The sequence below is a fragment of the bacterium genome, assembly GCA_028820935.1.
Classification (GTDB): domain Bacteria; phylum Actinomycetota; class Acidimicrobiia; order Spongiisociales; family Spongiisociaceae; genus Spongiisocius.
On record JAPPHZ010000003.1, the window covers coordinates 1 to 26,839 of the forward strand.

At 67.8% G+C, this 26,839-nt stretch carries 23 protein-coding genes and 1 tRNA gene; 4 read left to right on the forward strand and 20 right to left on the reverse strand.

Features of this window, described 5'->3' with window-relative positions:
- A partial coding sequence (locus OXM57_00270; GenBank protein MDE0351117.1) for a hypothetical protein occupies nt 1–721 on the forward strand: 721 nt, incomplete at its 5' end.
- A gap of 212 nt (nt 722–933) precedes the next feature.
- Here OXM57_00270 and OXM57_00275 read toward each other — a convergent pair.
- The 5 genes from OXM57_00275 to eno form a co-directional block, all read right to left on the reverse strand.
- Nucleotides 934–2,076 (reverse strand): integrase arm-type DNA-binding domain-containing protein, encoded by a 1,143-nt coding sequence (locus OXM57_00275; protein MDE0351118.1) that lies wholly within the window; start codon nt 2,074–2,076, stop codon nt 934–936.
- Nucleotides 2,077–2,274: 198 nt separating this feature from the next.
- A tRNA-Leu gene (locus OXM57_00280) sits at nt 2,275–2,358 on the reverse strand.
- 138 nt (nt 2,359–2,496) lie between these two features.
- On the reverse strand, nt 2,497–3,018 hold the full coding sequence (locus tag OXM57_00285; protein MDE0351119.1) for a DUF501 domain-containing protein: 522 nt from the start codon (nt 3,016–3,018) through the stop codon (nt 2,497–2,499).
- Nucleotides 3,011–3,406: a septum formation initiator family protein gene (locus tag OXM57_00290; protein ID MDE0351120.1), complete on the reverse strand. Its 396-nt coding sequence runs from the start codon at nt 3,404–3,406 to the stop codon at nt 3,011–3,013. Before OXM57_00290 ends, OXM57_00285 begins: the two co-directional genes overlap by 8 nt.
- Nucleotides 3,407–3,408: 2 nt before the next feature.
- The gene (gene eno / locus OXM57_00295) at nt 3,409–4,683 is read right to left on the reverse strand and encodes a phosphopyruvate hydratase (GenBank protein ID MDE0351121.1); all 1,275 of its coding nucleotides are present in this window, start codon (nt 4,681–4,683) and stop codon (nt 3,409–3,411) included.
- 171 nt (nt 4,684–4,854) lie between these two features.
- Here eno and OXM57_00300 point away from each other — a divergent pair, with 171 nt between their 5' ends.
- Nucleotides 4,855–6,216: an HNH endonuclease signature motif containing protein gene (locus OXM57_00300; GenBank protein MDE0351122.1), complete on the forward strand. Its 1,362-nt coding sequence runs from the start codon at nt 4,855–4,857 to the stop codon at nt 6,214–6,216.
- Between the two features lie 130 nt (nt 6,217–6,346).
- Here OXM57_00300 and mazG read toward each other — a convergent pair whose 3' ends face one another.
- From mazG to modA, 15 genes are all read right to left on the reverse strand, one after another.
- Entirely contained in the window at nt 6,347–7,852 is a 1,506-nt protein-coding gene (gene mazG / locus OXM57_00305; GenBank protein ID MDE0351123.1) for a nucleoside triphosphate pyrophosphohydrolase, read from the reverse strand.
- On the reverse strand, nt 7,807–8,754 hold the full coding sequence (locus tag OXM57_00310) for a peptidylprolyl isomerase (GenBank protein ID MDE0351124.1): 948 nt from the start codon (nt 8,752–8,754) through the stop codon (nt 7,807–7,809). The genes mazG and OXM57_00310 overlap by 46 nt, the downstream gene beginning before the upstream one ends.
- Before the next feature lie 157 nt (nt 8,755–8,911).
- Nucleotides 8,912–12,286, reverse strand: coding sequence for a transcription-repair coupling factor (gene mfd / locus OXM57_00315; GenBank protein ID MDE0351125.1), 3,375 nt, complete (start codon nt 12,284–12,286; stop codon nt 8,912–8,914).
- A gap of 55 nt (nt 12,287–12,341) precedes the next feature.
- Nucleotides 12,342–13,313, reverse strand: coding sequence for an NAD-dependent epimerase/dehydratase family protein (locus OXM57_00320; GenBank protein MDE0351126.1), 972 nt, complete (start codon nt 13,311–13,313; stop codon nt 12,342–12,344).
- Complete coding sequence (pgsA, locus tag OXM57_00325; GenBank protein MDE0351127.1) at nt 13,310–13,897, reverse strand: CDP-diacylglycerol--glycerol-3-phosphate 3-phosphatidyltransferase; 588 nt, start codon at nt 13,895–13,897, stop codon at nt 13,310–13,312. The genes OXM57_00320 and pgsA overlap by 4 nt, the downstream gene beginning before the upstream one ends.
- Nucleotides 13,898–13,919: 22 nt before the next feature.
- On the reverse strand, nt 13,920–15,416 hold the full coding sequence (glpK, locus tag OXM57_00330) for a glycerol kinase GlpK (protein ID MDE0351128.1): 1,497 nt from the start codon (nt 15,414–15,416) through the stop codon (nt 13,920–13,922).
- 57 nt (nt 15,417–15,473) lie between these two features.
- Nucleotides 15,474–16,046: an aminoacyl-tRNA hydrolase gene (pth, locus tag OXM57_00335; protein ID MDE0351129.1), complete on the reverse strand. Its 573-nt coding sequence runs from the start codon at nt 16,044–16,046 to the stop codon at nt 15,474–15,476.
- A gap of 39 nt (nt 16,047–16,085) precedes the next feature.
- Entirely contained in the window at nt 16,086–16,742 is a 657-nt protein-coding gene (locus OXM57_00340) for a 50S ribosomal protein L25 (GenBank protein MDE0351130.1), read from the reverse strand.
- Nucleotides 16,743–16,860: 118 nt separating this feature from the next.
- Nucleotides 16,861–17,871 carry an adenosine deaminase gene (locus OXM57_00345; protein ID MDE0351131.1) on the reverse strand — a complete coding sequence of 337 codons (1,011 nt, stop codon included), beginning with the start codon at nt 17,869–17,871 and terminating at the stop codon, nt 16,861–16,863.
- Nucleotides 17,872–17,947: 76 nt separating this feature from the next.
- Nucleotides 17,948–19,270, reverse strand: coding sequence for an NCS2 family permease (locus OXM57_00350; protein ID MDE0351132.1), 1,323 nt, complete (start codon nt 19,268–19,270; stop codon nt 17,948–17,950).
- A gap of 185 nt (nt 19,271–19,455) precedes the next feature.
- On the reverse strand, nt 19,456–20,643 hold the full coding sequence (ugpC, locus tag OXM57_00355) for a sn-glycerol-3-phosphate ABC transporter ATP-binding protein UgpC (GenBank protein MDE0351133.1): 1,188 nt from the start codon (nt 20,641–20,643) through the stop codon (nt 19,456–19,458).
- A 224-nt stretch (nt 20,644–20,867) separates the two neighbouring features.
- Nucleotides 20,868–22,085 carry an NAD(P)/FAD-dependent oxidoreductase gene (locus tag OXM57_00360; protein MDE0351134.1) on the reverse strand — a complete coding sequence of 406 codons (1,218 nt, stop codon included), beginning with the start codon at nt 22,083–22,085 and terminating at the stop codon, nt 20,868–20,870.
- 104 nt (nt 22,086–22,189) lie between these two features.
- Complete coding sequence (locus OXM57_00365; protein ID MDE0351135.1) at nt 22,190–23,245, reverse strand: ATP-binding cassette domain-containing protein; 1,056 nt, start codon at nt 23,243–23,245, stop codon at nt 22,190–22,192.
- The gene (locus OXM57_00370; GenBank protein MDE0351136.1) at nt 23,242–24,093 is read right to left on the reverse strand and encodes an ABC transporter permease; all 852 of its coding nucleotides are present in this window, start codon (nt 24,091–24,093) and stop codon (nt 23,242–23,244) included. Before OXM57_00370 ends, OXM57_00365 begins: the two co-directional genes overlap by 4 nt.
- A gap of 48 nt (nt 24,094–24,141) precedes the next feature.
- Nucleotides 24,142–24,894, reverse strand: coding sequence for a molybdate ABC transporter substrate-binding protein (modA, locus tag OXM57_00375; GenBank protein ID MDE0351137.1), 753 nt, complete (start codon nt 24,892–24,894; stop codon nt 24,142–24,144).
- Nucleotides 24,895–24,971: 77 nt separating this feature from the next.
- Here modA and OXM57_00380 point away from each other — a divergent pair, with 77 nt between their 5' ends.
- Together OXM57_00380 and OXM57_00385 are read left to right on the forward strand one after the other, a co-directional pair.
- Nucleotides 24,972–25,751 carry a 5-formyltetrahydrofolate cyclo-ligase gene (locus tag OXM57_00380; protein ID MDE0351138.1) on the forward strand — a complete coding sequence of 260 codons (780 nt, stop codon included), beginning with the start codon at nt 24,972–24,974 and terminating at the stop codon, nt 25,749–25,751.
- 17 nt (nt 25,752–25,768) lie between these two features.
- The gene (locus OXM57_00385) at nt 25,769–26,719 is read left to right on the forward strand and encodes a glutaminyl-peptide cyclotransferase (protein ID MDE0351139.1); all 951 of its coding nucleotides are present in this window, start codon (nt 25,769–25,771) and stop codon (nt 26,717–26,719) included.
- Nucleotides 26,720–26,839 lie beyond the last annotated feature (120 nt).

Here is a 26,839-nt window from a genome sequence, read left to right on the forward strand (position 1 = left end):
GAAGCCGTTCTCGTCCCAGCGCCGTCGGCGATGCTCCAACCGGCCAGGCCCCCGCATCCCCCAGGGACTCTCGAACCAGATGCGACACTGCCGGGCCATGTCGCCGGGCTACTGCGTGCGCTGGTGGAAGGACAACGGCTACGAGACGCCGCCCGAAGTCGAGCCCGTCAGCTTCCTCAACGCCAGAGTCGACTGGCGCTACCGCAAAGGGATCCCCGAAAGGTCCCACAGCCCCGGCGTGACCGTGTCCCTCGGCGACTCCGCCACCGACATGGCACCTGCGGCCAAGCCCGCCCGGCTAATTGTGACATCACCCCCGTACAGCGCGGTCACCGACTACCGAGCCGACAGCTGGCTGAGGCTGTGGGCAATCGGAGAGGGCCCCGCACTGCCAAAGTGGGATACCAAGCAGAAGTACGTCGACATCGTCGCGTACCGGACAATGCTGCGCCGCGTGTTCTCAGCAACGGCACAGAGAGCCCACCCCGACGCCGCGTGGCTGGTGCGCTGCGACGCCCGCGAGCGAACGTTCAACGTGGTCCTCCCGATTCTCGCCGAGATCGCTAGCGGCCGAGACGTAGATGTGACCCCGGCCCCGTTCCGCCGACCCACCCAGACTTCGCTATACGGCGACCGGGCCGCGAAACCCGGAGAAATGGACCTACTCGTGCTCCCCAGAACCACGACAGGCCGAGCCGTAGCAGCGTGGCCCGCGGCCTAGGCCAAGACGCGGCGACTTCCCCGGGATGGGAGCCGAGACCTGCCATTCCGTCCACTCCTGCAAACCCCCTTATCGTCACATCAGGAGGAGTCAATCACCCGACGGGGAGATCGTCTGGTACACGCCGCCTGTTGACGTTGACCTGTGCCCCTGCGTCGGTCAGAGTTGAAGTTCCTCCGCCTTTAGGGGAGTGTCACCGAGCGTTGATCGATTTACTTGGGGTTGGTGTATTGTGCCCAGGTTTCCATGAGTTGGCGGCGGCGTTGGAGGAGGTCGCTGCGTGCGTATGCTTGTTCGGCGGCGTTGCCGATGCGGTGTGCTAGGGAGCCTTCTGCTACTTCGCGGGCGATGCCTTGTTCGCCGCACCAGTCTCGGAATGTGCTGCGCATGCCGTGGAGGGTGCCTTCGAGGTTGAGGCGTGTGGGTAGTTTGGTGAGGACCCATGATGGGATCTGCTCGCCGGTTTTGGTGGGGAATATCCAGGGGCTGCCATCGGAGTGGCGGCGGGCTTCGGCTAGTACCTCGATGGCTTTTTCGGATAGGGGTACTCTGTGTTGGCGGGCGGCTTTCATCCTTTGGGCTGGGATTGTCCAGGTGGCTGTGTTGAGGTTGATCTCGGACCAGGTGGCGCCTCTTACTTCTGTTGAGCGTGCTGCTGTGAGTATTAGGAACTCGAACGCGAGGCGTACCATCAGCGGGTGTGCGGACTGGCGGACTGTGGCCAACGCGTCGGCGACTTGGTGGTGTGGCAGCGCGCGGTGATGTTTCCTGCCGACGCTGTTCTGTTTGGGTAGTGCTGCTGTGACGGCGTCGGCGGCGGGGTTGTCAGATCGGTGGCCTTCGGCGATGGCCCATTTCATGATCGCGCTGATCCGTTGACGTACTCGTTTGGCTGTTTCTGGTTTGGTGGTCCAGATCGGCACGAGGCATGCCATCACGTCTGCGGTGGTGATCTCGTGTACCCGTTTGGTACCGATCAGTGGTGTGACGTAGGTGGCGAGGCTGGAACGCCATTGGGCTTCGGATTTTCCGCCTGGTTTCCATTTGCCGGCGTGTAGGGCGATCACGGCTTCCGCAGCCGCCCGGAATGTGGGGATCTGGTCTGGGTGGAGTCTGGTGGGGTCGCCGCCCGCTCTGGCTGTTCTCTTGTATTCGAAGGCTTTGGCGCGTGCTTCGGACAAGCTCACATAGGGGTAGCCGCCGAGGCCGAGGTCTTGTCGGCGGCCGCCGATGGTTCCGCGCCATATCCATTGTTTGGATCCGGTGGGCTGTACTCGGAGGATGAGGCCGTGTTGGTCACCGTATTTGCCTGGTTTGGTGACTGATCGTACGAACGCTGCGGTGAGTTTGGGCAATTCCCTCTCCTTTGTATCCCACTATGTGTCCCACATCAGATTGAAACTACCCGGCACCGGACGGGTTGTCAAGGAACAACCGACGCCGCGCCAACGCACGTGACTCGGTGGGTGGAAGTTTTCAGGCAATACCTGTGACCTGGTGCTTTGAGTGGTTCTGAAACAATCAGAAACCAACAGAACCACTAGGGAACCAAGTGCCCGGGGTGGGATTCGAACCCACACGCCCCTTAGGGGCAGCGGAGTTTAAGTCCGCCACGTCTACCGTTCCGTCACCCGGGCCAGGAGGGAGTGGGCGGGCACGAGGGCCGCCGAGAACGTTCCTGGTCCCCAGCGCCTCGCTCCAGCCTATCCGTGCGCACTCCCGGCCGTCATTCTCGCACCGATCCGCCGGCTGGGGCGGGCACCCCGCCGGTGATCTCAGCGGGGCTCGACCCAGGCGGAGTTCCTGGCGGCCTGGCCGTCGGTTTCCATCACGCAGGGGACCGGGCAGTCGAGCGGCTCTACCCAGGGAGACACCAGGTCACCTACCGGATTGGCGTTGCCGGCTCGGGTGTCCGCGTAGTGGGCATGCAGGCACTTGACCCCGCTGGTGGCGCCCGCTACTCCTCCGCGGGGTATCGGCTCCGCATTCTCCGGCAGCAGGGCGTCCCGCTGGGTGGCGTAACGGGCGTGGGCCGCATCCAGCGCGGCGCCGAAGGCAGCGACCCGGTCTGCCCGCCGGTCCAGCGCCTTGACCCCGCCGCCGCTCTCGAGACGGCTGATCCGCTTCACGGCCAGGGGGCACGTCAACCAGTACAGGGTCGGGAAGGGCGTGCCGTCCTCCAGTACCGGAGGCACCCGGACGACGACCGGGAGGTCGAGGTGGCAACGGGAGAGGGTCGTGATCTCGGCTCTCGAGGGCCGGCCGATCTGTACCGCTACGACCTGACGCTCATCCATTGCTCATGTCGCGACCGGTGAGGAAGTCCCAGAGCGCCTCCCAGAACCCGCCGGACTCGGGCACCGCCTCGCTCGACCCGCTCTGCGAAGGCTCGTGGTCAACTGGTTGGTCGCTCATGATGACCACGTAGCTGGTCTCTCCGGGATTCACGTAACCGAAGTCGGCTCGGGCGATGCGCTCGATCTCGGTGGGGGAGGGCAGCAGCTCGACCTCCCGCTCCAACTGAGCGTTTTGCTCCTGGATCTCGGCCAGTTGCACGCGGAGATCCGCGGCCTCACCGTTCAGCGCCACCAACTGGCGTATCGGGAACACGTCCACCGCCGCAACCAGCACTATCCCCAGCATTATCAGGGGAAGGAGGACGCTGCGGCGCTGGCGGGCCTCCACCGTCAGCCGCCTCCGTATAGCGACAGGCCCGGGTAGCGAGCCTGGCTCCCCAGCCGCTCCTCGATCCGGAGCAGTTCGTTGTACTTGGCGGTTCTTTCCGAGCGGGCCGGGGCTCCGGTCTTGATCTGTCCGGCATTGGTGGCCACGGCCAGGTGGGCGATGAAGGTGTCCTCGGTCTCGCCGGAGCGGTGAGAGACCACCCTTCCGTAGCCGGCGCCCTGGGCTATCTCCATGGTGTGGAGGGTCTCGGAGAGCGACCCGATCTGGTTGACCTTGACGAGAACGGCGTTCGCCACGCCCAGGTCGATCCCCTGGCGCAGGATCAGGCGGTTGGTGACGAAGATATCGTCCCCGACCAGCTGGCAACGGCTCCCCAGCCGCTCGGTGAGCAGGCGCCAGCCCTCCCAGTCGTCCTCGGACAGGCCGTCCTCGATGGACACGATCGGGTAGGTGTCCACCAGTTCCTCGTAGAAGTCGACCATGCCGGTCGCGTCCAGGGAACGCCCCTCCAACTGGTAGGCGCCGTCCCGGTGGAACTCGGTGGCGGCCACGTCGAGAGCCAGCGCGATCTCCTCGCCCGGCCGGTACCCGGCCCGTTCGATGGAGGTCATCAGCAGGTCCAGAGCTTCCCTGCTGCCGGACAGGTTGGGCGCGAACCCTCCCTCGTCGCCCACGTTGGTGCTCAAGCCCCGATCGGACAGGACCTTCTTGAGCGTCTGGTAGACCTCCACCCCGGCTCGGAGAGCGGCGGAGAACGAGGCCAGTCCGGCCGGGACCACCATGAACTCCTGGACATCCAGCGGGTTGGCGGCGTGGGCGCCTCCGTTGAGCACGTTGAGCAGGGGAACGGGTAGATCCTGGGCGGAAGGGCCGCCCAGATAGCGGAACAGGGGCATGTCCACCTGGGTTGCGGCGGCGCGGGCGCAGGCGAGCGACACCGCGAGGATGGCGTTGGCGCCCATCCGACCCTTGTTGGTGGTGGCGTCGAGATCGATCATGACCTGGTCGATGAGCGGCTGCTCGGTGGCGTCGTGTCCGATGACCGCCGGTCCCAGGATGTCGTTGACGTTCGATACGGCTCGGGCCACGCCCTTTCCGGCGTAGGGAGCACCTCCGTCCCGAAGCTCGACCGCCTCGAGGGTCCCGGTGGAGGCGCCGGAGGGTACGGCGGCCCGACCCACGGCGCCACCGGCGAGGCCCACCTCGGCCTCTACGGTCGGATTGCCGCGTGAGTCAAGAATCTGCCTAGCACGGACCGTAGTGATGGTCGTGGCCACCGATGCTCCCTCGGAACTGGCTCGTTAACTTATCACGATGAGCCGCCAACTCCGTGCATCTATGGCTGGCGCCGCCTCTACAACGGAATCGCGGGAGGAAGCCACTGCTACATGCTTCTTAGCATGGTTGCAGCTGGTTTATGTCACACCCATGGTGTATGATACGAACATATGTTCGATTACCTGCTCGACTACCCGGAGGCCGACTCGGCCCAAGCAAGCCCCACGGTCACCGCCGACGTCCGGGACTCGTATCCCGGCATGTTCATGACCCGCTACCAGAAGGAGCGGCAGGACGCCTATGACCGGGCCCGCCACATGGTCGAGGACCGCGGCCATCTACCTCCCGATGTCGAGGACGCCAAGGCCGAGGCTGCGTTGGTCCGGGAGCAGGCCGTAGTCAGCCGGGCCAGAGGTGGCCAGCTGGGTTGGGTCAAGAGCCTGCTCAGGCGCAACAGCGCGGTGCGGCTCGGCTACGGCAACCCGGTTGATCTCGTGGCGTCACGGATGGATGTCCATCGCTCCACCGCCCGTGACATGGTGTACCTGGCCCAGCGTTTGGACGACAGCCATATCGAACGGATACGCCGGGGCGAGGTTTCCTACGTCCGCGTTCTGGAGGAGACCCGCCTGCGGGAAGCCGGAGCATCCGCAGAGGAGGTTGCCCGGACCCGGGACCTGGACCTCGACTCGGTCGGGCGTGTCGTCCAGCAGATGCGGAAGATGACCCGCGAGGACGAGCGGCGGATCTTCGAGGGTCAGTACGTAGCGTTCCAGCCCTCCCTGGATGGCTCCCACGTCCGGATGAACGGCCGCCTTGGATCGTTCGAGGCCGAGATTTGCCGAGAGGCCCTCAACCGCAGGGGCGAAGAGCTGGTCCCGGCCGGCGAGGAGCGGCCCGACGCCGGGCAGCGTAGGGCGCTAGCCCTCACCACGCTCTGCCAGGACGAACTGGACCAGCACCCCAAGGTCGCGCCGGTGGCAGAACCCGGCACCCCATCGCCTCGCAGCCGGCGCGAACCCCTGCTCATGGTCGTGGCCAACAATCCCATTGCCGAAGCGTCGGGCTTCGAGCAAGGCGTCTCCGTCCTGGCCGGAGGCCGGGTCGGTCCCGGAACCGTGGGCCTCATCCAATGTTCGGGCCGCATCGAGAACATCACGGTGACCGGACAGGACATCAACCGTCACGGATCCACCTCGACTATACGGCCCGGTCTGCGGCGGGCTGTCCTCGTCCGCGACGATGGATGCACCATCGACGGGTGCAGCTCCACCTACCGGCTGGAGGTCCACCACATTCTCGAACGATCCAGAGGCGGTGATCACTCTCCCGAGAACCTCACCACCCTGTGTTGGTGGCACCACCACGTGGCTGTCCATCGCCGAGGCATGCGGATCGACCCCCAATCCCCACCGCGCCGGAGGCGGCTGCTGCCCGAGCGCAGGACCTGCGGCTACCGGCCACCCCCGCCCGATCCCTACACGCTCGCCGCACTCCGGGCCCTCGCCAAGATCAACCGAGCCCCACCCTGACCCCCGTCTTTCCCCCCGAAGCCGAAGTCCCAAAGCCGCCCCAGTCCGACCGCCCGCGCGGTCTTAGTCCTGTAGTTGCTAGTAGATAATAACAACTAGCAACTAGCAACTAGCAACTAGCAACTAGCAACTAGCTATGTTCCTCTCGCTTGGCCTGCTCCCATAGGGCGTCGAGGCGGTCCAGGTCGGCGGCGGCTAGGTCGTCTAGTTCCTCCATGCGGCGGAAACGGCTCTCGAACCGGTTGACGGCCTTGCGGAGCGCCAGTTCCGGTGGCACACCGAGGTGGCGGGCCAGGTTGGCCACCGCGAACAGCACGTCGCCCAGCTCGTGGTCGGCCTCCTCCGGTCGGGCCTCCTCGGCCTGGTCTATCACCTCGACCAACTCGGCGATCTCCTCCTCCACGTCGCCTACCACCGAACGGGCGTCAGGCCAGTCGAATCCCACCCGGGCGGCTCGCTTCTGGAGCTTGACCGCCCGGTCCAGTCCGGGGAGATTGCCAGGCACGCCGTCCATCAGCGATTCACGGTGCTTCTCGCCCGCCTTGATCTCCACCCAGTTGGCGATCACTTCCTCGGCATCCTGGACCTCGAGGGTGCCGAACACGTGGGGATGGCGGCGCACCAGCTTGCGCCGGAGGGTCTCGGCCACGTCCTCGACATCGAACGCTCCCGTCTCCGAGGCCAGGTTGGAGTGGAAGATGACCTGTAGGAGGACATCGCCCAGTTCCTCCTCCACATCGTGGTAGGCCACGTAGTCGACCTCGTCCCCGTCGGGCGCGCCGGGAGGGAGGCGACCGATGGCCTCCAGCAGCTCGAAGGTCTCCTCCACGGCGTATGGGGTGAGAGAGTCGTGGGTCTGCCGCCGGTCCCATGGACACTCCGTCCTCAGCCGCCGCATCGCCCGGATGGCCCCGACCAGACCGGTCTCGGGAGGTTCGAGGAACAGGCTGGTGCGCGCATTAGCCGCTTCGGTGGGGACTTCCCCGATCGGATAGGTGCGTATTAGGGCCTTCTTGGTGCCGAGGTCTGACAGCACGGTCACCGGGGTGCCGTCGGGGAGGGTGCGTCCGAGCCGGCGCAGCGCATCGTCGAGCACCGGTCCGGTGTCGACCTGGAACACCACCGTCGGCAGGTCGAGCATCAGTGGATCCGGCAGGTCCCGGCCGTCCAGCACCGTGAAGCCCCGCTCGGTGGGGTCCATCTGGAGGGCGGAGAACACCTCGTCGAGGAACGACGGGGCATGTAGCAATTCGACGGGTCGGCCCGCCGCCCGGCAGCGCTCCCTCAGTTCGGCGACGGTGCGTTCCCCGTAGAGCGGGCTCCCCGGCGTCGCGTAGATCACGGGGCCCATCTCCGCCGCCGCCAGCACCCTCGACACGATGGCCTCGTACACCTCGTCGAACGTCTCGCCGGCCTCGTAGAGGTCGTCACAGGTGGTCACCTTCTGGCTCCGCGCCAGCTCGGCGGCAGCCGGGTGCTCTCCGGTGCGGAGGATCACCCGGCGATCGGGATCGAGCAATGCCTCCCTGACCCCGGCGGGAGTCCGGGAGAGGTCTCCCGGCCCGAGGCCGGCGACGATCAGGACTTCGCTCAGGATTCCGGCGGGATGATGTTGGGGCTCGGCTCGGTACTCCATGTCCCGTACTCGGGCTCCACCACGACCTCCGCTTCCGTCAGGACGCGGGTCAGCCAATCCACCCATCGGCGGTTGCCATCCGACAGCCTCAGGTCCTCCGCCAACCCGTCCCGGACATCCTCGAATGCGGGAACGGTCCGCTCGTTCACCAGGATCACGTGCCAACCGAAGGTGGTCTGGACCGGTCCGAACGGGACGCCCACCTCCGCCTTGAGCGTCGCGGCGGCGAACTCCTCCACGTAGGAACTGGGGGAGGAGCACCCCAGATCGCCCCCGTTGGGGCCGCTGGGGCCGGTTGACAGCTCCATCGCCAGCGCCGCGAAGTCCTCGCCGGCTACTGCGCGGTCGTAGGTGGCGATGCCTTCCTCCTCGGTCGCGACGAGGATGTGGGCCGAGCAGACCTGGCTGAGTTCGCCGAGCGACGCCTCGTAGATCGCCATCAGCTCGTCTTCGGTGGGAGGACCGGCGTCGGCCACGAGCTCGGCCGACACCTGGTCGGCGGTAACTTCCTGGGCTGCGATGAGACGGAGCGAGGCCTCGGTGAGGCCGTAGTTCTCGTAGATCTGCTCAGGGGTGAGGCCCGTCTGCATGAGCAATTCTCCAAGCTTGGCGTCGACGAGCTGATCGGTCCGGACCACGCCGAACTCTTCCTCTGCCTGCGAGGACATCACCCGGTCGGCCACCACCAGCATCAGCGAGTTGGCGAAGCGGTTGACGTCAACCGTGTCGCCCTCATCGGGGATCAGGACAGCCACCTCGTCGAAGGTGATCGATTCGCCTTCAACCGTGGCCACTTCGCCGGTGCTCCCGCACGCTACGAGGAGAACCGCCGTCAACGACGCGAGCGCGACGAGGGCCGGACGGGACCGGCTTCCCCGGCGTACGGTGATGAGGCTACGCAACCTTGTCTCCTTCCTACGGACGCAATCCGGTTCCGGCGCCCATGGAGTCCGGGTAGCGATGGTAGCCCTGATTCTCGGCACGATTACCGGCCGACCGCTGCACCCCGGCCGGACCCGCGCCTCTCGAGGACCTGGGGACCGGGGCATCCCGGCCGGGTCAATCTTCGGTATCGGCGGGCGGGGGCCACATTTTCGTCAGGAAGGCCAGCAGGAAGGGCAGGGCATCCACATACCCGGGTAGGGGTATGAACAGCTTCTCCCCGGTGGCGTTCAGGATGGCTTCGGGCGCCAGGCGGTCGAGCCGGATCTCCTGTGACTGGCTGAGGCGAACCGGCCCGAGGCGAACCTCCCTGCGGAGTTGGACGATCTCGTCGATCCCCACCCTGATGGCCTCGACCCGCAGGCGGGCCATATCGAGCAACCGCTCCGCCTCATCGGGGAGAGGGCCGTAGCGGTCGCGCCATTCCAGCGCCACGTCGGCCACGTCCTCCTGGGACACGGCCACCGCCAGGGTGCGGTACGCCTCGAGCCTGGCATGCTGGTCGGATACGTAGTCCTCGGGTAGATGCGCGTCGACCGGCAGATCGATCCGGACTTCCTTGATGGACTCGGTGGCGGGCTCGGTGCCCATCCTCTCGGCGACCGCCTCCGAGACCAGCTCCACGTACATATCGAAGCCCACCGCCGCGATATGGCCCGACTGCACCTCGCCCAGGATCGAGCCCGCTCCCCGGATCTCCAGGTCGCGCAGCGCGAGTTGGAGCCCTGATCCGAGATCGCTGGATTCGCCAACGGCTTCCAGGCGGCGGTAGGCGGTCTCCGAAAGCGTGGTCTCCGGATGGAACAGGTAGGCGTAGGCCCGCCTTCCCGATCGTCCCACCCGGCCCCGGAGCTGGTGGAGCTGGGCCAGGCCCAGCTGGTCGGCCCGCTCCACGATCAGGGTGTTGACCTGGGGCAGGTCGAGCCCCGACTCGATGATGGTGGTGGCGACCAGCACGTCGTAGCGGTGGTCCCAGAAGTCGAGCATCATCTGCTCGAGGGTCCCTTCGTTCATCCGGCCGTGGGCGACGCCGTAGCGGGCATTGGGTACCAACTCCCGGAGCCGGGCCACGGCGTGGTCGATCGAGCGCACCCGGTTGTGGACGTAGAAGACCTGCCCGTCGCGGAGCATCTCCCGGCGGATCGCCGCCGACACCACCCTGCGGTCATAGGGTCCGACGAAGGTGAGGATCGGGTGCCGGTCCTCGGGTGGGGTGCGGATGTGGCTCACGTCCCGGATCCCGGTGAGGGCCATCTCCAACGTGCGGGGAATGGGGGTGGCGGTGAGCGTGACCACGTCCACGGCCGTCTTCATGGCCTTGATACGGTCCTTGGCCTTGACGCCGAAGCGATGCTCCTCGTCCACCACCAGCAGGCCCAGCTTGCGGAACCTCACCCGGTCGGACAGCAGCCCGTGGGTTCCGATCACGATGTCCACCTGGCCGCTCTCGAGGCCGTGCACCACCCGGCGCGCCTGCGCAGCGGTGAGGAAACGGCTCAGCATCTCGACCCGGAGGGGGTAGGCGGCGAAGCGCTCCGAGAAGGTCTGGAAGTGCTGCTGGACGAGGAGAGTGGTGGGGCACAGCATGGCAACCTGGTACCCGTCGGCCACCGCCTTGAAGGCGGCCCGCAGGGCGACCTCGGTCTTGCCGAAGCCAACGTCGCCGAAGATGAGGCGGTCCATGGGGAGCGGGGACTCCATGTCCCTCTTCACGTCCTCGATGGCGGTCAGCTGGTCGGCGGTCTCCTCGAAGGGGAAGGCGGCCTCAATCTCGCGCTGCCAGGGCGTGTCGGGCTCGAAGGCGTGGCCCTTGGCCGCCGCGCGGGCCCGGTGGACCGCCACCACGTGCTCGGCCAGGACCGACGCTTCCCGCCGGACCTTGCTCCGGGTGGCCGCCCAGTCGCGTCCTCCCATCCGGCTGAGACGGGGGGATTCCCCGCCCGTGTACTTGCGAACCGCAGCCAGCTGGTCGGTGGGTACGTACAGGCGGTCATCCTTGGCGTAGACGATCAGGAGGTAGTCTCGCTCCACCCCGGCGATGGTCCGGCTGATCAGCCCGTCGAAGCGTCCGATGCCGTGGTGGCGATGGACCACGTAGTCGCCGGGCTCGAGGTCTTCGTATCCGGAAGACGTCCGGCGGCGGGTGACGGGTCGGCGGTGGGCTCGGCGGCGACCCAGTATCTCCCGCTCGCCCAGCACGGCCAGCTTGAGGGATGGAAGTACTACTCCGGTGTGGATGCCCTCGGCGAGTATTCCCGAGCGGACCGGTCCGGTCAGCCGCTCGATCACCGGCAGGTCTAGGCCGTTCTCCCTCAGGACGTCCGCCACCCGGTTGGCGGCCGGGGCGCCGTCCATGGCCAGGACCACATCCGTACCGGCCAGACGCAGTCGCAGCAGCCCGGCGGTGACCGATTCCCGATCACCCGGCTGAGCCTCCCAGGGGCCCACCGTGATGCCCCGGTCGGCCGGCGAAGCGGCCAGGGGAGGGCACTCCAGCACGCCGGCGGGAAGAGAGCTGTCGAAGTCGAGGAACAGGGCCGGACGCTCCTGGTCGACCGGGAAGCTCTCGCCCCAGGTCCCGGCGAGCGCCTCGGCGAGGTCCTGTTCCTCCTCGGCCAGGTCGGTGGCCCGGGCTCCGATCCGGACCGGGTCGAGCAGGACGGTGGTGGCGAGGGGCGGGATCTCGTCCAGGAAGCAGCGGGCCGGGGCCAGCCACGGGAGCCAGGACTCCATCCCAGCGAACCGGAGTCCCTGCGCGAAGCGATCCCATATCGAGGCCGCCCAAGGGAGGCGGTGGTAGAGGTCCCGTGCTGTCTCCCGAACCTGGGGGTCGGGACGCAGCTCCCGTGCCGGGTAGGCCCGTAGCTCGTCCACCGAGTCGGTGGAGCGCTGGGACCCGATCGAGAACACCCGGATCTCGTCGACCTGATCACCCCAGAAGTCGAGCCGGACGGGTTGTGCGGCCTGGGCCGGGAATACGTCGAGGATGCCGCCCCGGACGGCGAACTCGCCCCGCGCCTCGACCCGATCGGTACGGGTGTAGCCGTAGGCGTCGAGGCGGTTGACCAAGGGCTCGAACGCCACCTCGGTCCCCGACCTCACCACCACCGGGTCGGTGGAGCACCGGCTGACCCGCTGGATAACGGATCGGACCGAAGCGACCACCACCAAGCCGCGAGGACCGCCCGACAGGCGGTCCCGGACCTCCGACCGCGAGGCCATGGTGGACAGGTTGGGGGAGACATGCTCGAAGGGCAGGGTCTCCCAGGATGGGAACAGTGCCACGTCGTCAGTGAACAGCCGGAGGTCGGAGGCGAGGGTTTCGGCTTCCGGATCGGATGGCACCACCACCACTACCGGCCCCCTGGCCGATCCGGCCAGCCCGGCCACCGTGATGGCACGGGCCGCCACCGGCACCACCAACCGGTCGGGGGGTCGGGGTAGGCGGTCGTGGCGCCAGCGATCCAGCAAAGGGGAGAGAGGTGCCCGCACGACCGACCATCGTACCCGGCCCTGGGAGGCGTGGCGGGCCGGTGAACGGGTCGGTTCAGGCGTCGGTGAGGCCGGCCTTCCGGAACGAGTCGAGCGCTCCGGCGAACGTCTCGCGGGCGGATCGATACTCCAATCCCAGCTCCCGGGTGGCCCGCGAACCGTCGTAACTGGCGCCGTAGCGCATCAGGTGCACGGTTTCCCGGCAGATGGGAACCGACCGAACCCGCCGCCCGATGAGGTCGGCCAGCGGGCCCAGCGGTACGAGCAGGGGCCTGGGCAGGAACCTGATCGTGTAGCTACGACCGGTCAGCGAGCTGATGAGGTCCGAGAGCTGGCGGAGGGTGATGGTGAATCCGCTCAGCACGTAGCGGCGGCCGGCCACTCCCAACCGCTCGGCGGCGATGTGGCCACGGGCGCAGTCCTCGGTGTCGACGATCGAGATGGGGGTGTCCACCAGGAACCTGAGCTTTCCGTTCACCGCCTGGACCAGCAGAGCCCCTGTGCCGCTTGTCCGGCCGGCACCCTGGACGGAGGAAGGGTTGACGACTACCACCTCCATGTCCCCCGCCTCGGCCATCGCCACCAGCTCGCCCTGGTGCTTGGACCGGGCGTAGTGGCTGGCGTAGCGGCCGGTGTGCCGGGTGGACTCGTCCCCCACGGTTCCCGGCTTCTCTCCCAGAGCTACCACCGAAGAGGTGTGGATCAGGCGCCTGACCCCGGCCCGGCGGGCAGCCCGTACCACGTTGCGGGTGCCCTCGACGTTGATCCGGTACAGGGCGGCCGGATCAGCGGGGCAGAAGGACACCAGCCCGGCGATGTCGTACACCACCTCGCAACCCGACATGGCCCGGACCAGGGAATCGGGGTCCTCGATGTCGCCGGCCGACGGTACGGCTCCCAGGCCGGCCAGAACCGACGCCGCCTTCTCCGAGCGAGCCAGACCCCTCACCTCCCGGCCGGATTCCACCAGCCGGCGGATCACCGGCTGCCCAACCACTCCGGTGCCACCGGTGACCAGGACGGTCACGAATCCGCGGTTCGTCCGGCCTGGCGGATCGCGTCCAGGAACTTGACGGCATAGTCCCAGCCCGACGCGATCGTCACCGCGCCGGCGAGCCACATCCAGTATTCGTCGAAGTAGAGCGGTCCCCACGGGTCCGGGAATCGCATCATCGCGAACCCGAGCGCGAAGAACTGGACGGCGGCCTTGGTCTTGCCGGCCACCGACGCCGGAACGAGAGTTCCGTCGATGGCGACCAGGCTCCGGATCGCCATCACCACGAACTCGCGGGTCATGATGATGACCGTGACCCACACCGAGGCCCGGTCCACCGAAACCAGGGCGATCAGCACGCCGCTCACCAGGATCTTGTCGGCGGTGGTGTCGAGGAAGGCGCCGACGGTGGAGGAGATGCCCTGGCGCCGGGCGATGTAGCCGTCGAGGGCGTCGCTGAGACCGGCGCAGATGACGAGCACCGTGGCTATACCGAAGAGGTACCGACCGCTGGTGTGCTCGGTGGCGAGCACCAGGCCGATGATGGCGGGAACGCACAGAACCCGGAAGAGCGCGAGCAGGTCAGGGATCGAAATAGGACTACCTCCCCGCGGCAACACTACACCGGGCGACAGACCACTAACCCGCCCAATCCAGCGAGCGTTCCAGCGCCTGGCGCCATCTGGCGTACAGCATCTCCCGGTCGGCAGTGGCCATGCCGGGTGACCACCGGTTGGCTTCCCGCCACCGGGACCGCAGATCGTCGAGATCACGCCAGAACCCCTCGGCCAGCCCGGCTCCGTAGGCGGCACCGAGAACGGTGGTCTCGTCCATTCCGGGACGCACCACCGGAACGTCCAGGATGTCGGCCTGGAACTGCATCAGCAGGTTGTTGACCACCATGCCCCCGTCGACCCGGAGTTCCTTGAGCGTCACGCCCGAGTCGGTCTGCATCGCCTCCAGCACCTCCCGGGTCTGGTAGGCCACCGCCTCTAGGGCGGCGCGGGCTATGTGCGACCGGGTGGAGAATCGGGTCAGGCCGGTGATCACCCCTCGGGCGTCCGAGCGCCAGTGCGGCGCGAACAGGCCCGAGAAGGCGGGCACGAAGTACACGTCGCCGTTGTCCTCCACCGAGGCGGCCAGGGTCTCCACCTCGCCCGCGGTCGAGATCATGCCGAGGTTGTCGCGCAGCCACTGCACCACCGCTCCGGCGATCGCGACGGAGCCCTCGAGGGCGTAAACAGGTGCTTCCCCGGCGATCTGGTACCCGATAGTGGTGAGCAGTCCGTGGGTCGAGGGGACCATCGCGCCGCCGGTGTTCATCAGCAGGAAGCAGCCCGTCCCGTAGGTGTTCTTGGCCTCGCCCGGGAGGAAGCACGTCTGGCCGAACAGGGCGGCGTGCTGGTCGCCCAGGACGGCCGAGATTGGAACCCCCTCGAGGACTCCGGTTCCCAGCCCCACCCTGCCGATGGAAGGAACGATCTCGGCCATCATGGCGCGCGGGATCCTCATGGCGGCGAGCAGCTCGTCGCTCCAGGTCAGGGTGTCGAGGTCCATCAGCATGGTCCGGGAGGCGTTGGAGACGTCGGTGACGTGCCGCCCGCCCGCGGTACCGCCGGTGAGGTTCCATAGCAGCCACGAGTCGATGGTTCCCATCGCCGCCCGCCCCGAAGCGGCCCGTTCCGCCAGCCCGTCCACGTGATCGAGCAGCCAGGTGGCCTTGGGGCCGCTGAAGTAGGTGGCGAGCGGGAGGCCTGTCACGGGCCGGAAACGGTCCATGCCGTGGCCACCCTCCAGTTCCCGGCAGAGCCGGGACGTCCTGGTGTCCTGCCAGACGATGGCGTTGGCCAGGGGAGCGCCCGTGGAGCGGTCCCAGACTACCGTGGTCTCCCGTTGGTTGGTGATCCCGACCGCCACCAGATCCCGGGCCGCCAGGCCCGCCTGGGAGAGGGCCCGAGTCACCACGCTCTCCACGGTGGTGAGGATCACCGCCGGGTCGTGCTCCACCCAGCCGGGCCGGGGATAGATCTGCTCGAACTCCTCCTGCGCGGACGCCACTACCGCACCGTCGTGATCGAAGACCATGAAGCGGGTGCTCGTGGTGCCCTGGTCGATGGCGCCGACCAATCGCGGCATGTGACTACCTCCTCGGCCCGGCGGGAGAGGCGGGAATGGCCGGTACGAGCATGCGGGTCATGGGCGCCTGCCGCCGGCGAGTTCCATGGCTCTTTCGGGATCGGTCATGAACCTTTCCACCACGTCCGCGGCGTCGGCCACCATATGGTCGACTTCCTCTCGTTCCGCCGCCGAGAACCGGCTCAGAACGTAGTCGGCCGGATCCATCCGTCCGGGCGGACGCCCGAGGCCGAGCTTGAGACGCCAGAAGTCGGTGGTTCCCAGCGATCCGACTACCGAACGCACTCCGTTGTGGCCGCCGTGGCCGTGGCCCGACCGGAGCCTGAGCCGGCCGAAGGGCAGGTCGATGTCGTCATGGATGACCAGCAGATCCTGTGGCGGCACCTTGTAGTAGCTGAGTAACGCCCGGACGGTTGGCCCGGTGACGTTCATCGAAGCGCTCGGTAGGGCCAGCAACGCGGGATCGGCTCCGATGCGCACCCGGGCCACCCGGCACCGGACCCGGCGCGGTCCCCGTCGCAGCCGGGCGTCCGAGCGCTGCGCCAGGAGGGCCACCACCTCGGCCCCGATATTGTGGCGCGTGCCGGAGTAGGCAGGCTCGGGGTTATGGAGCCCCACGATCACCGGCATTGCTGTCGCTCACGTCGGTACGAGCAGCTGACCCCGGGATCAGGCCTCCTGTTCGGACCCGGTCTCCGTACCGTCTCCATCCTCGCCGGCCAGCGCGAGGTCCTCCTCTTCCTCCTCGGCCTCCTCTTCGGTCTGGGCGATGGCGGGAAGGCTGACCACCAGGATCGGTCGGTCCGGGTCGTCTAGGTATTCGACCTCGCTGATGGTGGGAAGGTCCGATACGCGAAGCGTGTCGCCGACCCCCAGCTGCGTAATGTCGGCCTGTATCGACTCCGGGATGGCTGTTACGAGCGCCCGCACGGTGATCGTGTTGGCGATCGTCTCGAGGATGCCTCCTCCCTCCCGGATGGCGGCCGGATCCCCGACCAACTCGATGGCCACCACGGCTTCGACCTCGTCGGTGAGGGATATCTTGAGGAAGTCCAGGTGGATGATGTCTCCCTTGGTGGGGTGGCGCTGGAGTTGGCGGGCGAGCGAGGTGTGGGTCTCCTCTCCGATCTGAAGGTTGATCACCGCGTTGAGTCCGGCCTCCGTGGCCAACGCCGAGCGGAGATCGCGGGCACTCACCGCGATCGAACGGGCCTCGGAACCCTGGCCGTAGAGAGTGGCGGGCACCATGCCGCGGTGCCGCAACCTCCGGGACCTTCTCGTACCGATTTCACGGCCGGTTTCGGCGCGCAGGATGACCTTTGACATGGCAACTCCTCGGAGACACGGATGGGGCGGGCGACCGCCGGACCGAGCCCGCCATGGAAACATTCGCCTAGACGGGCGTGGCAGGCCGGTTAAGGATAGTGGTACCACTCGCCCGTCATCAAGGACGGGCCGGATACGAGCCGACGTAGGCGGTGATCTCATCCTGGAGAGTGGCCTTGCGGTCGTCCGGGAGGAAGGTTGCCTCGATGGAGTTCCTCGCCAGCCGGACCATTTCAGCCCGGGTCAACCCGAGGGCATCGGCGATTGCGAGGTAGTTGTCGCCCACGTAGCCGCCGAAGTAGGCCGGATCGTCCGAGTTCACCGTGACCAGCACCCCCGCGTCCATGAAGCGTTTGAGGGGGTGCAGGCGGAGGTCGGGGAAGACTTGGAGCCGTTGGTTGGACAACGGACAGATGGTGAGAGGCACCTGCTCGCGGGCGAGACGATCCACCAGGTCCGGGTCGTCACAGGCCCTTACCCCGTGGTCGATCCTCCGGGCGCCGAGGACGTCCAGGGTCGAGCGGATGTATCCGGCCGGACCTTCCTCACCGGCGTGGGCGACCGGGATGAGCCCGGCCTCGACCGCCATGCGGTACGGCTCGGCGAACAGTTCCGGCGGGTTGCCCTTCTCACCCGAGTCGAGGCCCACGCCCTGGATGTACTCGAGGTAGGGCCGGGCCGCATCCAGCGTCTCGACGGCTGCCTCGGCGGGGAGGTGCCGGAGGAAGCACAGGATCAGCGTGGAGGTGATGTCCGGTGCGGCGTCTTCCTGGGCGCTCACGAATCCCCGGATCACCGTCCCGATGTCGATGCCCCGTTCGGTGTGGGTCTGCGGGTCGAAGAAGATCTCGGCGTGGCGCACCCCGTCCGCCGCCGCCCGGGCCAGATAGGCGGACATCAGGTCGGCGAAGTCTTCCTCCGTCCGAAGCACCGCGGCGGCCTCGTAGTAGATGTCGAGGAAGGACTGAAGATCTGCGAACGCGTAGGCCGCCTCGACCTCCTCGATCGAGTTGTACGGCAGGGCCACCCCGTTGCGTCGGGCCAGGTCGAACATCATCCGCGCCTCGAGGGTGCCCTCGATATGGATATGGAGCTCCGACTTCGGCAGCCCCCGGACGAACCTTTCCATATCTGTCATGACCCGACCCCCGGGAACGGGGAGAGGGCGCCGGATGGCGCCCTCTCCGGAGTCATAGGTTGGCGGATCAGAGGTAGGCGCCGAGCCAGTCCTGGAGGAAGTAGATCAGGCACGCAGCCGAGACGATCCACATCAGGACATGGACCTGGGCGGCCTTGCCCTTCACGATCTTGATCAGGGTGTGCGTCAAGAACCCTGCCGCGATCCCCACCGTGATCGAGTAGGTCAGCGGCATCAGGATCACTGCCAGCAACGCCGGTAGTCCTTCTTCGAGATCGGTGAAGTCGATGTGCTTCAACAGACCCACCATCAGGAACCCGATCAGGATCAGGACCGGAGCCGTGGCCTGGCTGGGCACCAGCAGTGCCAGAGGCGACAGGATGATGGCGATCAGGAACAGCACGCCGGTGACCACCGACGTCAGGCCGGTCCTTCCTCCCTCGGCTACGCCCGCAGAGCTCTCGATGTAGCTGGTGTTGGAGCTGACCCCGCACAGTCCACCGAGTGCTGCGCCCAGGGAGTCCACCAGAAGCAGCTCGCGGAGCTTGGGAATCTTGCCGTCCTTGGTCAGCCCGGCTTGCTCGGAGACCGCAGTGGCGGTTCCCATCGTGTCGAAGAAGTCGGTCAGCATGAAGGTGAAGATCGTGAGAATGGCCGCTAGCGCGCCCATCTCAGCGAACACGTTCCCCATGTCGACGGCGCCGATGGTCGAGAAGCTGACGCTGGCCGAGAGGTTGGAGGGTAGGTCGATCACGTTCAGGATCAACGCCACGATGGTGGTGAGGACGATCGTGATGATCATCGCACCCTTCACCTTTCGGGCCATCAGCACCAGGGCGATCAGGACCCCCACAAGGGTGGTGCCGGCGGCGTACGAGTTCGGGAACACGAACTCCACGATGGCTCCGCCCTGCCGTACCAGGCCCCCGTTGACCAGGCCGATGAAGAGGATGAACAGGCCGATGCCCACCCCGATGGAGTACTTCAGGCTGTCGGGGATGGCGGCCATCACCGCCTCCCGCAGGCCGAGCACGACCAGGATGGTGACGAGGATGCCCTCCCACAGGATCACGCCCATGGCGCCTTCCGCAGTGAGCCCGTCGGTCAGCACCAGGCCGAATGCTACGGCCGCGTTGATTCCGAGCCCTGCAGCCAGCGCAATCGGATGGTTGGCGATCACCCCCATGGCGATGGATAGGATCCCGGCCACCAGGGCCGTTCCGGCTGCTACCGCGACCGGATCGAGACCGGTGGCACCGAGAATGTCGGCGTTGACGAACAGGATGTAGGCCATTACCAGGAAAGTGGTGACTCCTGCCCGGACCTCGGTGCTTACCGTAGATCCGCGTTCGGAGACCTTGAAGTAATTGTCAAGTCCCGTTTGGGCCATTTCTCCTCCCTTCAGAGTCAGGTCGATGCTCTACCTGACCTCTTTTCCAGGTTAGTGCAAGCACCCGCAGCGCGCCGGGGAAAACGCTAATGATCCCGGCTGGGCGTCACCCATCACCCGCGCGCGGGCACTGGAGTATCCGGTAGTAGGGGGGCTCCGGCTAGCCGGCGGGGGATGCCTCCCCCTTACAGGGCGTCGCCCGTTTCCGGATCGAAGAAATGCAGCTTGGTGGTGTCGACCACCAGATCGGTGGACTGGCCGACGCGGGGGGCGTGGTCGGGGTTGATCCGGGCCGTGAACTTGGTCTCGTCACCCAGCGCGCCGGCATCCGTACCCTCCTCGGCCAGCAGGGCCTCGATGTCGGCGGTGACCACCGGCCGGACCGGCACCGCGAAGTGCACGTAGGCCTCGGAGCCGAGTTGTTCCACGAGAGAAGCGGTGACGGTCATGGCGCTGCCGCCGGCGCCGGCCGCCGACCTGATCTCGAAGGCCTCAGGTCGCACCCCGACCACGATCTCGCGTCCGGACCGCTGCGCCAATCCGTCGGGAAGGGTGCCGGAGTCCACGGCCAGGCTGTGGCCGCCGAAGCCGAGCGTGGCGCCGGTCCCGTCGGCGCCTACGGTCGCGTAGACGAAGTTCATGGCGGGCGAGCCGATGAAGCCGGCCACGAACAGGTTGCGGGGGCGGTCATAGAGTTCTCGCGGAGCCGCTATCTGCTGGAGGTTGGACTCGGTGTCCGTGATCGCCTTCAGGACCGCCACCCGGTCACCCATGGTCATGGCCTCCACCTGGTCGTGAGTGACGTAGAGGGTGGTGGTGCCGAGGCGGGAGTGCAGGAGGCCGAGTTCCGAGCGCATCTGCACCCGCAGCTTGGCGTCCAGGTTGGAGAGGGGCTCGTCCATCAGGAACGCGGCCGGTTCCCTCACGATGGCCCGGCCCATGGCCACCCGCTGCCGCTGGCCGCCGGAAAGGGCCTTGGGCTTGCGGTCCAGGTAGTCGGTGATCTCGAGGATGCGGGCCGCCTCGCCGACCCGTTCCTCGATCTCCTTCTTGGGGGTCTTTCTCAGCTTCAGACCGAAGGCCATGTTGTCCCGCACCGTCATGTGGGGGTAGAGGGCGTAGTTCTGGAAGACCATGGCGATGTCCCGATCCTTCGGAGCCACATCGTTGACGACGCGGTCGCCGATCATGATCTTGCCCTCGGTTATGTCCTCGAGGCCGGCCACCATCCGCAACAGGGTGGACTTGCCGCAGCCGGACGGTCCCACCAGCACCACGAACTCGCCGTCGGCGATGTCTATGGACACGTCCGCGATGGCACGGGTCTCGCCGCCGTAGATCTTGCCGACTGCGTCGAATGTGATTCCCGCCATCTTCCGCCCTCCCCGGGAGCCTTCGACCATACCACTACCCGGTATCCGAGGCAGGGGAGAGCGGACTCGGGTTCGCCGCCGACCACCCGGGTGGCCGGGCCGGTTTCGAGTGGCCGGCGTTCCGGGTTCTGGTTGGTGGATCCCGGCCAGATTCAGAGCATGCCTATCTTAGGCCCGCATTGAAATATCTAAATAACTAGCAACTAGCAACTAGCAACTAGCAACTACGCCCGGGCCCGTGTTCTCCTCAGCAGCGGCTCGGCCAGCGCCAGGATCCGGTCGGTGGCGCCCAGCACCCTTCCCGCCGCGCCCGGGGTCTCCGAATCCACCAGGTTGCCCATGACCCGCAGGGTGATGCGTGCGATGGCCTGGGTGCCGACAGCCACCCGCAATCCGGCGTTGAGGATGGCGGGATGGCCGATCAGCAGGGAGAACCGCCGACCGGTACGCAGGAAGGCGTCGAAGCGTTCGCTCACCACCCGGTCGTACCGCTCGGGAGCCGAGACCGGGTTCTCCACGAACAGGTCGGCGGCGATGATGCCCGATTCCAGCCCGTAGTCGATGCCCTCGCCGTTCATCGGGTTGACAAGTCCGGCCGCGTCGCCCACGGCCACCCAGCCCGGACCGTGCCTGCGGACCGCACTCATGGGAAGGCGCCAGGCCCGAGGGCGCTCCAGGTAGGGCCCGAGCGCCCAGGCATCCTGCACCTGCGCGTGGTAGGAGTCGAGCAGGGAGTTCAGGTTGAGGCGGCTGAAGTGCTTCATCGTGGACAACGACCCGGCGCCGATGTTGACCGTCCCGTCTCCGGCCGGGAAGATCCAGCCGTATCCCGGCACAGCGTTGCCGTCGGGGTCGCGCATGGTCAGGCAGGCTTCGATGTAGCGCTCGGCGTGACGGGGGGAGGCCGCATAGCTGCGGATCGCCACCCCGTAGGGCTCGCCGGCCACCCGGGTGGCGCCCAGCAGCCGGGCGGCGGCGCCGGGCGCCCCGGTGGCGGCCACCACCATTCCCGCCCGCCAGAGGCGCCCGCCGGCTTCGACCCCCACAACTCCGTCACCCTCGAAAACCGGTAGGGCCTCGGTATCCCAGACCACGCGGGCGCCCGCTTCGGTGGCGGCGTCCACGAGGGCGGCGTCCAGCTTGCGGCGGGGGAGGACCGCTCCGCGAGCCGGGAAGCGGCTGGTCTCGGGCCAGCGCAGCATCCGCTCGGTCTTCCCGGCGATCATCCGCAGGCCTTCGACGGGGTGGAAGGCGCCGAGGTCGATGCCCAGCTCTTCGAGGGCGCCGACGGCCCGGGGGGTGAGCCCGTCGCCGCACACCTTGTCGCGGCCGTAGGGAGCGCGGTCGAAGACCACCGTCCTGACGCCCTGGCGGGCGGCCCGGATGGCGGTGGCGGCGCCTGCGGGTCCGGCGCCGATGACGACGAGATCCACCGTATCCATGTCGGTGGAGGATGCTAGGAGCGTACAGAGAGATGTCCATCCGGCCCGAGAGCCGGGAGCGAAACGCCCGGTGGAGCCTCGGGCAAAGTGGGCTCGTCAGATGGTCAGCCCGCGTTCACCTGTATCTCGGTGGCCTTGACCGACAACCACACCTCCGATCCGGGGGCCAGGTTCAGGCCCGTCTGGGCGTCAGGGGTGATCTCGGCGGTGACCGGCAGGGGGTGACCGGTCTGGACGCGGACCCGGTCGGCGTGGTGATCGATCCGCTCGATCCTGGTCCGCCAGGAGTTGCGCGGGCTTCCCCCCGGCCGGTCGACGTGGATGGAGATGGCACGCGGATGGATGGTGGCGATAACCCGGCCCGATGCCGCTTCGGGAACCACCAGCCGGTGGGTCCCGATGGTCAGGACCTTTCCCGAGGCGGTCCCGACCATCAGGTTGACCCCCGCCAGGTCGGCCGCGTAGGGGCTGGCGGGACGCAGCCGGATCTGATCGGCGCTGCCCTCCTGGGCAACCGAACCGTTCTCGAGCACTACCAGCCGGTCAGCTATCAGGAAGGCCTCGGTGGGGTCGTGGGTGATCAGCAGGCTCGGTCCCCGAAAGCCGGCCAGGTGGTCCTGGAGCAACCGCCGCAGGCCGGCCCGTGAGCTGACGTCGAGGGCGGAGAACGGCTCGTCCAGCAGCAGCATGGCGGGTTCGGTTATCAACGCCCGGGCCAGGGCCACGCGCTGCCGCTGGCCTCCCGACAGGCGATCGGGACGCCGGCCGGAGAGCGCGCCGAGGCCCACCGCTTCCAGCCATCCGGCCGCGCGCCGGCGGGCCTCGCGGCGGGGCACCCGGCGGGAGCGGAGCCCGAACGCCACGTTCTCCAGCGCGCTCAGGTGGGGGAAGAGCACGCCGTCCTGGAACATGACGCCGATCCGGCGCTCCGCCGGTCCGACGAGGGTTCCGGTGGCCGGATCCTCGAGGACCCGGTCACCGAGCCGTATGTAGCCGCCGTCGAGCGGTACCAGGCCTGACAGCGCCCCCACCACGGTCGTCTTGCCCGCTCCGTTCGGGCCCAGCAGGGCGACCGTTTGCCCGGGATCGATGCCCAGAGCCACGTCCAGACGGAAGCCCTCCCGCCGCATCATCAGGCGTGAGTCGAGGCCCGGTCTCATCTGCTGCGCCACCAGTGGTCCCTGAGGGCGACGAGTACTGCCAGCGAGACGATCACCATCACCAGGCTGAGCGCCAGGGCCGCCTCCCGGTCGCTCTCGAGGGCGACGAATACCGCCAGGGGCAGCGTCTGCGTACGTCCCTGGAGGTTGCCGGCGAAGGTCAGGGTCGCTCCGAACTCACCGAGCGCGCGAGCCCAGGTGAGGGCGGTGCCGGCAACGACCGAAGGGGCGATCATGGGGATCGTCACCCTGCGGAGCACGGTCCACCGTCCGGCGCCGAGCGTCTCGGCCGCCCGCTCGAAGCGGTGATCCAGGCTCCGGAGCCCGCCTTCGACGGTGAGCACCATCAGGGGCATCGCCACGAACACCCCCGCCAGGATCACCCCGCCGGTCGAGAACGGCAGGACGAGCCCGGTGGCCTCGTACAGGGGGGATCCCACCAGGCCGCGGCGGCCCAGGGCGAACAGCAGGGCCGCCCCTCCCACCACGGGCGGCAGGACCATCGGAAGCAGCACGAGGCCTCTCAGGAGGGAGCGCCCCGGGAAGTCGTAACGGCACAGCGTCCAGGCCACGGGCACGCCGAGCAGCAAGGAGATGACCGCGGCGCTGACAGAGGAGATCGCCGACAGCCGGAGGGCTTCCAGAGCCAGATCGGAGCCGAGCAGGGTCGCCAGGCGCGTCCATGGAGCGCGGCCCAGGAGCCCCAGCACCGGCAGGGCGAACAGAGCCAGCCCGATGATGGCGGGGATGGCGATGAACGCGGGCGGCCGGCGCGGCCGGTGGACCGTCCTGGACCGGCCACTACTCAGGCGGGAGGCCTTCCGGATGCTGTCCTCGTCTTCAGTCATCAACCCTGATTATTCACGTTTCCCGGGTCCGGTGGTTGCTCGGCACGGTCAGGGGAGGTCGAACCCGTGCCGGTTCAGGAGCGTCCGTCCCTCGTCCGATAGTACGAAGGCGACGAACGCAGCCGCGGCTTCCGGGTGGGACGTGGCGGACATTATCGCGATCGGGTAGTCCGTCGTGACGTTGTGCTCCTCAGGGATGGGGATGGCGACCGCGCCGTTCGCTTCCCGGACATCGGTGGCATAGACGATCCCGGTGTCGAGCTCCCCCTGCTCGACCTTGGTGAGCAGGGCGCGCACGTTCGGCTCCTCGGTGTCGGGTTGGGCCGTGACCCCGGCTCTCCGGAGGACCTGGCGGGTGAATCGGCCGCAGGGAACCGTCTCGGCGCACAGTCCCACCAGCAGCTCAGGCCGGGCCAGGTCGTCGAGGCCGGTCACCCCGCCCGGGTTCCCGGCGGGAACGGCGATGGCCATGGTGTTGCGGGCGAAGACGCGTGCCCTGCCGCTGACGAGGCCGGCGGCGTGGACCTCTTCCATGATGGCCACGTCTGCCGGAGCGAAGGCGTCCACCGGCGCATTCGCCAGGATCTGCTCTCTCAGGAGCGAGCTGCCTCCCAGGTTCAGGACCACGTCGACGCCGGGGTGCGCATCCTCGAAGGCCGTCTCGATGTCCCCGAAAGCGTCGGTGAGGGAAGCGGCCGCCGCCACCAGCAACTCGACCCGGTCCGTGTCCGGGGCGCCGGCTCCCCCGCAGGAGGCGACGAGCAGGATGGCAATGGATCCGGCGATGAGCCGTCGGGTCATCGGGTTGAAGCCTTCCGGGGTGGGGGCGGGCCGGTCGGGCCGGTTTTGCGGGATCGGGGCAGGGTAACGTGACCGGGATGGTACGGACCGCGGCCCGCCACGATCGTGATGCCGGAGGGGACCCCACCCTCCTCGCCGCCAAGGCTTCGCTGCGGGAGATGGCGTGGGACCGCCTCTCGACCGCCGGGATAGCCCGGTTTCCGGGTGCTCGGAACCGGATCTCCAACTTTGTGGGAGCCGAGGCGGCCGCCGAGCGGCTGCGCGGTACGCGGGCCTGGCGCGAGGCCGGCACGCTGAAGTCCAACCCGGACTCGCCCCAATGGCCGGTCCGCCAGCGGGCACTTGAGGACGGCAAGCTGGTCTTCATGGCGGTACCCCGGCTGGCCGAGCCCGAGCCGTTCTACTGCCTGGATCCCGATCGCCTGACCGATCCTCCCAGGGCGGCGTCATCCATCAAGGGCGCCTCCCGCTCGGCTCGCACCGTCCGGATCGCGGACATGGCGCCGGTTGACATGGTGATCACCGGGTGCGTGGCCGTGGACCCGACCGGCGCACGGCTCGGGAAGGGCGGGGGCTTCAGCGATCTCGAGTACGCCCTGGCCTGGGAGGCGGGCCTCATCGGACCGGAGACTCTGGTGGCTACCACCGTTCACGAGATCCAGGTTCTGGAGACCGACCGGATCCCGATGGCGGGCCATGACCTCCGTCTCGACCTGATCGTCACCCCTGATCGGGTGATCGCCTGTGACGGTCCGCGCCCCGCACCCGGGCTGAGGTGGGAGGAGTTGACCGAGGAGAAGATAGCGGCCATCCCCCTGCTGGCTGCGCTCCGCTCGGCCGGTTCCCACCGCCCCTGAGGGGGGAGGGGCCGCTCGTGCACCAGGGGAGACGGTCCACCTGGCGGGCGGCGGTGGCTCTGCTCGGGTGCCTGCTCCTCTGGTCCTGCGCCGGCGCCTCACCCACCGGAAGTCCCGCCTCCACGAGCAGCACCTCTCCCGCAACCACCGTGCCGGCAACGGCTGCCCCCGCAGCCGCGATCACGACCTCCACGATCACGACCTCGACGACCACGGCGTCCACGACCACGACCGCTCCGCCCGCGCCGGTGGAATCGGGGGTTCCGGCCGATCCGGTATCCATCGAGCTGGTTGTCGTCGAGACGCTTCCCCACGACCCGCGGGCCTTCACCCAGGGTCTGGTCCTGGGGGACGGGGTCTTCTACGAGAGCACCGGGCTCTACGGCGAGTCGACCGTGCGGATCGTGGATCCCGCCACCGGCCGCGTGATCCGCTCCAGGAGCCTCGAGGAGGGGTTCTTCGGCGAGGGGCTCGAGCTGGTGGGGGATCGTCTCATCCAGCTGACCTGGAGAGAGGAGACCGCGTTCGTCTGGGATGCGGAGACGCTCGCCCCGCTGGGCACCTACTCCTACGCGGGCGAGGGGTGGGGGTTGTGCGCCCAGGAGGACCGGCTGGTCATGAGCGACGGATCGTCATGGCTGACCTTCCGGGACCGGACGACCTTCGAGCCCGTGGGCGGGGTGGAGGTTCTGAGGGCCGGTGTGCCCGTGCAGCGGATCAACGAGCTGGAGTGCGTGGAGGATCTCGTCTACGCCAACGTGTGGCAGACCGAGGAGATCGTGGTCATCGACCCCGGCACCGGGAGGGTCGTCGGCCACATCGACGCATCATCGCTACGCGATTGCCTCGGATCGACCGATGGGATAGATGTGCTCAACGGCATCGCCTACGACCCCGAAGACCGGTCGTTCTACCTGACCGGCAAGCTCTGGCCGGAGATCTTCCAGGTGCGCCTTAGTTGGAACTAGCAGCCATTGAAGGCACAGTGGTCTGCCTGGGGAATAGCTAGGCGTATTCTGCTTGCCGTCGGCGTCCCTCGCTGCGTTCCGCTTCCTCAACGTACCGCTGCGGGTACGCCTTCGTCAGCG

Excerpts from the sequence above, each read along its gene's own strand:
- OXM57_00285 (MDE0351119.1), bottom strand. The coding sequence starts at position 3,018 with ATGGATGAGCGTCAGGTCGTAGCGGTACAGATCGGCCGGCCCTCGAGA.
- OXM57_00300 (MDE0351122.1), top strand. The coding sequence starts at position 4,855 with ATGTTCGATTACCTGCTCGACTACCCGGAGGCCGACTCGGCCCAAGCA.
- mazG (MDE0351123.1), bottom strand. The coding sequence starts at position 7,852 with ATGGAGTACCGAGCCGAGCCCCAACATCATCCCGCCGGAATCCTGAGC.
- glpK (MDE0351128.1), bottom strand. The coding sequence starts at position 15,416 with ATGCCGCGATTGGTCGGCGCCATCGACCAGGGCACCACGAGCACCCGC.
- pth (MDE0351129.1), bottom strand. The coding sequence starts at position 16,046 with ATGCCGGTGATCGTGGGGCTCCATAACCCCGAGCCTGCCTACTCCGGC.
- OXM57_00340 (MDE0351130.1), bottom strand. The coding sequence starts at position 16,742 with ATGTCAAAGGTCATCCTGCGCGCCGAAACCGGCCGTGAAATCGGTACG.
- OXM57_00345 (MDE0351131.1), bottom strand. The coding sequence starts at position 17,871 with ATGGAAAGGTTCGTCCGGGGGCTGCCGAAGTCGGAGCTCCATATCCAT.
- OXM57_00350 (MDE0351132.1), bottom strand. The coding sequence starts at position 19,270 with ATGGCCCAAACGGGACTTGACAATTACTTCAAGGTCTCCGAACGCGGA.
- ugpC (MDE0351133.1), bottom strand. The coding sequence starts at position 20,643 with ATGGCGGGAATCACATTCGACGCAGTCGGCAAGATCTACGGCGGCGAG.
- OXM57_00360 (MDE0351134.1), bottom strand. The coding sequence starts at position 22,085 with ATGGATACGGTGGATCTCGTCGTCATCGGCGCCGGACCCGCAGGCGCC.
- OXM57_00365 (MDE0351135.1), bottom strand. The coding sequence starts at position 23,245 with ATGAGACCGGGCCTCGACTCACGCCTGATGATGCGGCGGGAGGGCTTC.
- OXM57_00370 (MDE0351136.1), bottom strand. The coding sequence starts at position 24,093 with ATGACTGAAGACGAGGACAGCATCCGGAAGGCCTCCCGCCTGAGTAGT.
- modA (MDE0351137.1), bottom strand. The coding sequence starts at position 24,894 with ATGACCCGACGGCTCATCGCCGGATCCATTGCCATCCTGCTCGTCGCC.
- OXM57_00380 (MDE0351138.1), top strand. The coding sequence starts at position 24,972 with ATGGTACGGACCGCGGCCCGCCACGATCGTGATGCCGGAGGGGACCCC.